The organism is Chitinophaga sp. (assembly GCF_035564935.1).
In the GTDB taxonomy this organism is placed as follows: domain Bacteria; phylum Bacteroidota; class Bacteroidia; order Chitinophagales; family Chitinophagaceae; genus Chitinophaga.
In genome coordinates, this window is the sequence record NZ_DATMTE010000001.1 from 1 (window position 1) to 8,454 (window position 8,454).

Genomic DNA, 8,454 nt, shown 5'->3' on the forward strand with positions numbered 1-8,454 from the left:
ATCTTATTCCAATGTCGTCCGCAGCATTTTGCCGTTTCTTTAAACGCAATACCAACCGGACGTTAATCGATTTTGTGAAGGAGGTACGTATTGGTCATTCCGCCAAACTTTTACTGGAAGGAAATCACAATGTGGCGGGAGCCTGTTATAACAGCGGCTATAATAATATCTCAAATTTTAATAAACACTTTAAGGAAATCAAAGGGCTTTCGCCCCGGGATTTCTTAAAGCAATACGAAGGCGAAGAAAACAAAAGTGTCAACGCCCAGGATATATAGTCACTCTTGGTTAAACTGATAAAACGGGGTTGTTTCCACCCACTTTTCATGTTCCCCCGCACCTGGTACGCCCTCCTGGTATCCATCCATTAGCCTGTTCCACTCCGCGCAACGCTTATCATAAGCTTCAGCTGTTTTCCCCATTTGCCCCAGGTCTGCCCCAGCCGGCACGGCGATGGTCATTACTAACAGGTAGTTATACCGGTAAAGCGTTATTTTCCGGTAACCGGCTTTCTTAAACCCAGCTTCTACTTCCGGCCATATATGCTGGTGATAATCGAGGTAGGCCTTCAGTTTCTGCGGGTCCTTCACAATATTCACCACAAATACATGCTCCTGCAAGGCTGTTTCCTTCCGTGGCGTGTTACACGCGGAAAATATTAAGATAGCAACCGGCAACAATACCCGGTGCAACACAGCAAATGATATTCTATTCATGAACCGTTAGTTTAATACCATATAAATCGTTATCATCAGGAGGGCCAATGCGCCCCAGCCCACCCATAACCAATTATCCATAGTCCACCTGGTGTTATCCGGGAAAGAAAAATATATATGGTCTTTCCGGGGCGCCTTAAAAGCCACCGTTGTGAAAGCCATTAAAATTGCCAGGCCGATAAAGATATAAACGGAAAGGAACAGGAAATGTGGCCAGAAACCTTTATACGGGTAGTTCAGCACATAACAAACTCCTATCGCCAGGCAAAGGAATCCGCCGCCAAACAGTACGGCTTCTGCAGCCATCCCGTGGGTCCGTTTCCAGAATATACCTCCTAAAAAAACAACCGATAATGGCGGCGCCAATATAGATACAAGTCCCTGTGTTAATTCAAAAAGGCTTTTATCCGAATAGGAAAATAATACCGCAATGCCTGCTCCCAGGAAAGCGCCTGCTGCCGTCATCCATCTCCCTACCATTACTTTATTCTTTGCTTTCAGAGACACGAACTGCGTCACCACATCCAATGTAAAAACAGTGCTGAAAGAATTTAGTGCAGACGATACAGTATCGATAAGGGAAGCAATAAGCGCTGCAATGCAGAATCCCCGAAGCCCTTCCGGCATCAGGTTTTCGACAAGTGTGAGGTAAGATTTATCCGGTGTGGTACTGTTCCTGTATAATAAAAAACAAATAATACCCGGTAATACAAAAATAATCGGCGTAATCACTTTAAGCGCTGCCAGGAAAAGAATGCCCCGTTGTCCTTCCCTGACCGTTTTGGCTGCCAATACTTTTTGTACAATGGTTTGATCGGCACACCAGTAATAAACAGCCACTACGGGATATCCTGCCAGGATAGCCAGCCAGGAGTATTCCGGATCAGACCGGGCATGAAATAGTTTCCAATAGTCCGGGGGAACTGCACTGGCTGCATCTTCTACATTGCCAATTTTTCGAATGGCCAATAAAGTTAGTATAAGGGAAGATATAATAATAACCAATGACTGGAAAACACCCGTTCTCACTACGGCCTTTAATCCTCCAATGGCTGTATAGCTGGCGGAGATAAGCGTTATCACCCCCACTGCCAGGGGCAGTGAGCATTGAAAAATTTCCGAGATAACAATGCTTCCTGCATACAACGCGCTTCCAAGCCATACAAACAATATGGAAAAAAGGCTGTAGACCACAAGAAAATTATAAGATCTGCGCCCGTAGCGCAACAGCAGGAATTGCGGGATAGTGCTGATGCCTGTTGAAATATAACGCGGGATAAAGAAGGCAGACAGCAACATCAGGAATATCCAGGCGAGCCATTCAAAATTGCCTCCTACCACGCCTTGCGAAAAACCAAGACTTGATAAGCCGATCAGCATCATTGGTCCTACATTGGCGCTGAACATGGAAAAGCCGATCTGCCACCATTTCAGGGAGCGTCCTCCCAAAAATATATCTGCTTCTGATGGCGCCCGGCGGGATCTCAGGTAAAAGCCGAGAATAAATAAAGCCACTACATAAACAACAAGTACGAGATAATCAATTTTGGTGAATATTATCTTCACGAAAAATGCTTAAGAATCATAAAGATACAACAGGCTTATATTTCCTGGTGTTCTTTTTATTCCATACCCGTTTCCTGACCAGGTGACCGGTATCTTCACATTTTTGCCAACCTATCCTGACAGGCAAACCGGGTGACTCCGGCAGGAAAAACCTGCCATCTTCCAGTGCCGGCTTTACATCGAAATAAGTTTCCAGCCCCGACATGATTGAATACAGGTACTCCACCTGGCAATTTTCAGATGCGGTACTCATCAGGGAGGCGGTGAACAAGGAATATCCGCCGGAAGAAAAATCCAGGTGATGCTTTACAGCAAGGTCTCTCACGGCGGTCCATTCCCTTATGCCCGCCAAATGACCTGGTACCGGCTGCAGATGTGCCACACCTATGTTTACGAGTGTAGGAAATACCCTGCACGTGCGCTCCGATTCACCAAAAGCAATTTTCACCGACGTTCGTTTACACAGTGCTTCAATCTGTTCATAAGATGCTGAATGTATAGGCTCCTCTAACCAGGCAAGGTTCTCCCCGGCTGTCTGATCAATAAACCGGAGGGCCTGTTCACAACTCCAGATCTGGTTGGCGTCTACCGCCAACCTGGCATTTTTCCCAAGGGAGCTACGAACAAACTTTACGCGTTTTACATCTTCCGTCATATTCATTCCAAAATCCTTCCCCACTTTCATCTTGTAGCAATCAACACCCGCCGCCATGAAGTAGGCTACTTCTTTTTCCAGCTCCGCATAGCTATAATTGGTTCCCCCTCCGCTGCCGTATACTTTTACATCATTCCGGGCTGAACCCAAATACTTATGTAACGGGATGCCTGCCCGGCGGGTAGCCAGGTCGTGCAATGCCATATCCACCTGCCCCAGCAACGCAGAAGCGGGGCCTTTGAAGCCCTCATTGCGGATAGACCAATACAATTTTGAATATAACTGCTTATAGGATTGATCATGGGAATACAGTAAATGAGGTACCAGGCATATTTTCAGAATATTGATATAGCTACTGTACACAGGCGCTTCACCAATATTATAATCCTCATCTTCAATAGTAATCATCGACATCCCGAAAGCAGGAAACGGTCCCATAGTGGCGTCCTGAAACGGCGTAACCACCTGCACCGGGGCTAACTCCCTGATTTGTATACTTCGGATATTAAAGATCTCGTTATCTATATCAAACATCTTAACTTCTTTTACCATTATTGCAATTCAGCACTTCTGCGAGTATAATTTCAGATAGTTTACCCTGTTTAAAATTTTCTATACTGGCCGCCAGTTCCTGTTTGTCCGACGGCCCTAAAACGATATTAAAGTTATAAGGTAAAGACAATAGGAACCTGTGGGCCATGGCTGGCAAGGTGAGCTGATGTTTTGCTGCAACCTGTTCCAGGTGTATCGCCATTTCCACTGTCTCCTCAGGCAGCCACCCGGGGCGCATCTGCTTAAACGATCCGATGCTTTTTCCCAGCAGCCCCATGTTTAAAGGGCTGGCGGCATAATACTGTATACCACGCGATAAACAGTAGGGCAACGAATCTTCCAGTGCAGTTGTAGTGGAAGCATTGAGGCGGTTAAATTCCATCACTACCTCAAAGATCCCCTCATCCAGGCAGGGTTTCAGCCAGGCCGGCCAGTTACCGCCAACGCCTAAACGTTTTGCAAGCCCCTGCTCTCTGAATTTTATCAATGTAGCTATGATCCGCTCTCTTCCCGTTTCCGGTATGGCATGTGGATCGTGCAGGAACAGGATATCAAGGGAAGAAATGCCAATAATACGCAGGCTTTCCTCCAGGCTTTCCGTGATAGCCTTATCTGTATAATCATAGCGGGCATCATCGGCTGCATAAGATTTTAGCCGGCCTACTTTTGAGCTGATCACAGGCATTTTCCCTTGCCATTGCTTTAATGCCTCTCCCAGGTAACTTTCCGCATCTCCGTAGGCGGGCGCAGTATCTATAGCTGTTATACCAGATTCCAGCGCAAATAAGATCGCCAATACAGATTGATGCGGATCAACCTTTCCCCAAACGCCACCCAGGGCGGCAGTACCAAGTACCAAACGTTCATTGATCATAAACAAACAGGTCGTAAACCAAACAAAAAAAATTAACTTGTTTTTTTGCCCCGCTTCAATATCATGGGGGTGCCTAAAGAACCATCCAATGCTACGGGGTAAAGTTTCCAGGTATTATTATCAAGCTGCTCCAGGTGATACCTGTTCCTTTCTTCCTGCATTTCTTTTTTCAATGCACTTTCAAACACGCCGGCGCTTCTCGCGTTTTCCCAGGTCCGGAAAGCTTTGAATATGGCCTGCTTATCGGCTCTCTTCTCTACAGCTTCCTGGCTAAGGCCCAGCATATAAGTAGCATCCCAGGCAACAGACTTACACTGAAGATTCTCTATCACCTGTACGTCCCAGCCGGGCTGCAGGTTTTGTATCCCGAACGTAGATGGAAAGTAACTTCCATTAAACGAATAGCGCACGTCTTTTCCTTCGATGCCCCATTTATTGTTCACGGGGTCGAACATATTGTTACCACCACCAACGTTACATACGCTCATATAATGCCAGTTCCCTTCGAAAACGCAAGATCCCATTACCCTGAGATAGGGCACTCCCATTTTTTCAAGATGATCAAACATGCCTCTCAGAAAGCGCTTAAAAGAATATTGTCCATGTCCCTGGTAGGTAAAGCTTTCAAACCCGTCAAAGTCGATGTAATTCATGCCACCGTCATGCAGCAAGCTGGCATAATAGGCAGCGTATTCATCCTGCAGGGTAATGCCAGGAATAAATCCGCCATAGCAGTTCACCTGAAGTTTGGCAAGTTCTTCGCCACTACTATGCGCGGCGCCGTTTGTTTTGAGTGCGCCCCGTTCCACACCCGTAAGTGTATAGGGCTTCACGGTAGTTACTCCTTTATACCTGATGAGCTCATTCCCTATTCTCAGCACGTTTACTTTATTATCGTCCCAACCGCCAAATTCATTCAGGTAACTGGTATCTGCTACCTGGATTAATGTATCGTTTGCACCTATGGAATTTGTGATATGGGTTTTCAGTACCGTGCACAGGCCCTGGTTGGGCACCGGGTGCACATCGCTGCTGAAAGGCTGAACAAATTCGGTTAATGTATGTAGTCCGTACGCGATGCCTTCCTTATTAGTTAAAGCTGTTAAGTCGCTGACAGGACGTTTTTGCTGGTTAAGCGTCACATGTTTATCGCCCCAGCGATTGGCGGGATTGGTATAATATTCTCCCAATCCTTCGTCCTGAACGGCTTTCAACCCCAGCTGGCTGGCATACGATACCAGGCTGTCGTGCGGTCCCCACCAGGCGATATCGATTTGATAATTCGACGGATCTTTCACCCACTTTCCATTGCGGGTGATATAAGGCAATCCTTCCTTCTTCACCACCTGTTCTATAGTTTTCAGCCCCAGTGAGTCCGGGCACGCGTAAAAGGCAATAGCAGAACCGATATAGTCCACATCAACCGGGGTAAGCTCCATGTGCCTGGGGGATTTAATACCGGGGAAGTCATTAAAATGCGGATAGAAAATGGTATATGGTTTTTTCCTGTCGCGCGAATGTAAAACAATGGAAGATCCGTATTCCGGCTCCAGGCTGGCGCCATTACCATTCATATACCGGTAATATTCCTCCGGATGCGAATAGAATGCCACGTCATTGATGCCATCTCCCCCGATGCGGAACCGTTGCCCTTCTTTGAGATCAGCCGGTAGCGGATATTTCACCGGGTCCGGGGAGTGAATGATGTAGCATGACTGGTACATGTCGCCGTTACAGGGCGGGCCACTGGTGGTATTATCGTTAAGCGCAAGGATGCCAATAGCGAAATTATCATCTCTTACCACTGATAATATTTCGCCGATGGTTTTAGAGATATTGGTTTTATAAGGACCCCATATAATGTTATCAGTGTTATTACGGGGCGACAGCGACAACAGTTCAAACCGCAGGTACTCCTGTTCCTGGTTCACTTTTAACATGGCAATTGCACCATTGGGAAAATTCAGTTTTAATTGATTGCCCTGGAACCTGGCCCTGGCGGGAAAAACATTTTTCCCGTTTTTTTCCAGGACCAGTAATGGCGAGCTTAGTCCTTTAGGATTATATTCCCTGTTTGTTTGCTTATCCCGAATACTGGTAATAAATCCGTTTTTATTGATAGTAACAGACGAATACCTGGTACCGAGTGTAATGTCCTGGGCATGCGCCTGCTTATTAAAAGTCAATAAAGTACAGATGGTAATTCCGGCAGTCAGGCGCCAACAACGCCCGTTAATTTTCTTCATTATGCTGCTATTGATTGATCCTGAAAACTATGCTGAAACCAGCGTATTAATTTACGTTATTACCTGGTAAGATCTATTGCAAGGGATCGAACTCCCCTCCCCAGTTATTATTTTGCTTTAATAATGGATTCCGATCCAAAACGGCTTTGGGAATACCATAGATATAATACTGATCTTTAATGGCTATATCAACGGCATCTGTTGAAATAACGGTGGAAGTAAACCTGCTCCAAACAGTATTTATATCCGACATAGGACTAACATCCGGTTGTCCGGCTTTCAGCAGAACGGCAATTCCATGACGTTGGGTAAGTCCTCTCAGATAACCAAACATTTTCCAACGGCGCAGATCGGTCATGCGTTTGCCTTCAAAACAGAACTCAACAAAGCGTTCCTTTTGGTAGGCCTGGCGTATATCCGGCTGCAGCGTTGCCGTAATGCCATAGTTGCCGGCAATGCCTGGCAGTACGCCTGCGCGGGATCTGATTTGTTTTAATACATCTATTGCTGCTGCGGTATTGCCTGTTTCATTGGCGCACTCTCCGTAATTCATTAATACTTCGGCATAACGAATTTCCACCCAGTCAACGCCGGCATTGTAAACCCCGCCTTTATCAATGGTTTTATCAATTGCTTTTATCCGGTAAAAGCTGGAGTTAGACCATAATACATCCGGCGTGATTGCATTGTGCACGCCTTCAAGCCCGGTGTTACCATTATAATTCGTAATGGAAGTGAAATAAGTCCATAAATAGGATTTACTGTCACGCATTCCTTTTAAATACTGGTTAGGAGATCCGTTATAATAAATATTAGCGTAAAACCGGTCATCCCTGTTAAAAAATAGCGTGTCGTAGCTTCTTGATTGCGATTCCCACGCGGAGCCGTCTTTCATGGGGAAAGCGTTTACCAGTTCCAGTGACGGACGGTCATAACCCACGTCGTCTTTCGACCAGTCCAGTGGTATTAAGCCTCCCTGGAAATAAACCGCCTGGGGGTAATTGTACCGGCGTACCATCACTACTTCTTTGTTCAGCTCATCATCCCATATCTTACTGTAAGGACTATACAATCCTTTACCACGTGCATCCAGGAACTCTTTAGCCACTTTATTGGCGTCGTAAGCTTTCTGCCAGGAAGCAATACCGCCTAAACCATTAAACAACGGGCTGGCATAAAATAATAATACCCTTCCTTTAAAAGCCAGGGCCACTCCTTTATCTATCCTTCCCATGTCATCATCTGTAAAAGCATCGGGCAATAAGGCGATAGCATCGTCTAAATCTTTCAAAATCTGGGTTACACATTCCGATGTTTTGTTACGGGGTTTTTGCAGTGTAGTTAAATCTGAAGTAGGCAGCTGGGCTTCCAGTATAAGCGGGACCCCGCCGTAAGCGCTTACAAGATTATGGTAAGCCCAGGCTCTCCAGAACAATGCCTGTCCCTTTATTTTGTCCTTATCTGCCTGGCTGAAGGTGGCTTTGTCTATATTTTCCAATAATATATTGATGGTGCGTATATTATCATAGGTCGAAAAGCTGTTTTGCGAATCGAAGGTGGCTGTGCCCCTGAACCATTCGTTGGTTTGCTTCTGATAAGGCACGCCCTCGTCAGTGTTATTCCCGCTTCCATAAGTGTTACCTGGCATCAGGACAGAATATACCTGGTTTAAATAGGCTGTGGCAATATTTACATCAGACCATACCTGGTCCGGGCCTACCGCGGAAAGATTTGTTTTATCGAGTACTTTGCTGCAGCTCAACAATAAAAAAGGAATGAGAAAGGTGAGTGTGGCTATATTTAATTTAGTCTTCATTTTCTTTTTTTTAAATTTTAACACGTATT

At 45.7% G+C, this 8,454-nt stretch carries 7 protein-coding genes; 1 reads left to right on the plus strand and 6 read right to left on the minus strand.

The genetic code is table 11. The features are described from left to right. On the plus strand, nt 1-278 hold a 278-nt coding region (locus VN105_RS00005; protein ID WP_325636678.1), incomplete at its 5' end, for a helix-turn-helix transcriptional regulator. Here VN105_RS00005 and VN105_RS00010 read toward each other — a convergent pair. From VN105_RS00010 to VN105_RS00035, 6 genes are all read right to left on the minus strand, one after another. Next, entirely contained in the window at nt 279-716 is a 438-nt protein-coding gene (locus VN105_RS00010) for an L-rhamnose mutarotase (RefSeq protein WP_325636679.1), read from the minus strand. Between the two features lie 6 nt (nt 717-722). Continuing rightward, nucleotides 723-2,282, minus strand: a complete 1,560-nt coding sequence (locus VN105_RS00015) for an SLC5 family protein (protein ID WP_325636680.1) — start codon at nt 2,280-2,282, stop codon at nt 723-725. Nucleotides 2,283-2,298: 16 nt separating this feature from the next. Then, nucleotides 2,299-3,471: an enolase C-terminal domain-like protein gene (locus tag VN105_RS00020; RefSeq protein WP_325636682.1), complete on the minus strand. Its 1,173-nt coding sequence runs from the start codon at nt 3,469-3,471 to the stop codon at nt 2,299-2,301. A gap of 1 nt (nt 3,472) precedes the next feature. Continuing rightward, nucleotides 3,473-4,363 (minus strand): aldo/keto reductase, encoded by an 891-nt coding sequence (locus VN105_RS00025; RefSeq protein WP_325636684.1) that lies wholly within the window; start codon nt 4,361-4,363, stop codon nt 3,473-3,475. A 32-nt stretch (nt 4,364-4,395) separates the two neighbouring features. Further along, nucleotides 4,396-6,609 (minus strand): hypothetical protein, encoded by a 2,214-nt coding sequence (locus VN105_RS00030; RefSeq protein ID WP_325636686.1) that lies wholly within the window; start codon nt 6,607-6,609, stop codon nt 4,396-4,398. A gap of 73 nt (nt 6,610-6,682) precedes the next feature. Continuing rightward, on the minus strand, nt 6,683-8,425 hold the full coding sequence (locus VN105_RS00035; protein WP_325636688.1) for a RagB/SusD family nutrient uptake outer membrane protein: 1,743 nt from the start codon (nt 8,423-8,425) through the stop codon (nt 6,683-6,685). Nucleotides 8,426-8,454 lie beyond the last annotated feature (29 nt).

Bases quoted from the DNA above. Each gene is read 5' to 3' on its own strand.
- VN105_RS00030 (WP_325636686.1), bottom strand. From the start codon at position 6,609: ATGAAGAAAATTAACGGGCGTTGTTGGCGCCTGACTGCCGGAATTACC.
- VN105_RS00025 (WP_325636684.1), bottom strand. From the start codon at position 4,363: ATGATCAATGAACGTTTGGTACTTGGTACTGCCGCCCTGGGTGGCGTT.
- VN105_RS00010 (WP_325636679.1), bottom strand. From the start codon at position 716: ATGAATAGAATATCATTTGCTGTGTTGCACCGGGTATTGTTGCCGGTT.
- VN105_RS00035 (WP_325636688.1), bottom strand. From the start codon at position 8,425: ATGAAGACTAAATTAAATATAGCCACACTCACCTTTCTCATTCCTTTT.
- VN105_RS00020 (WP_325636682.1), bottom strand. From the start codon at position 3,471: ATGTTTGATATAGATAACGAGATCTTTAATATCCGAAGTATACAAATC.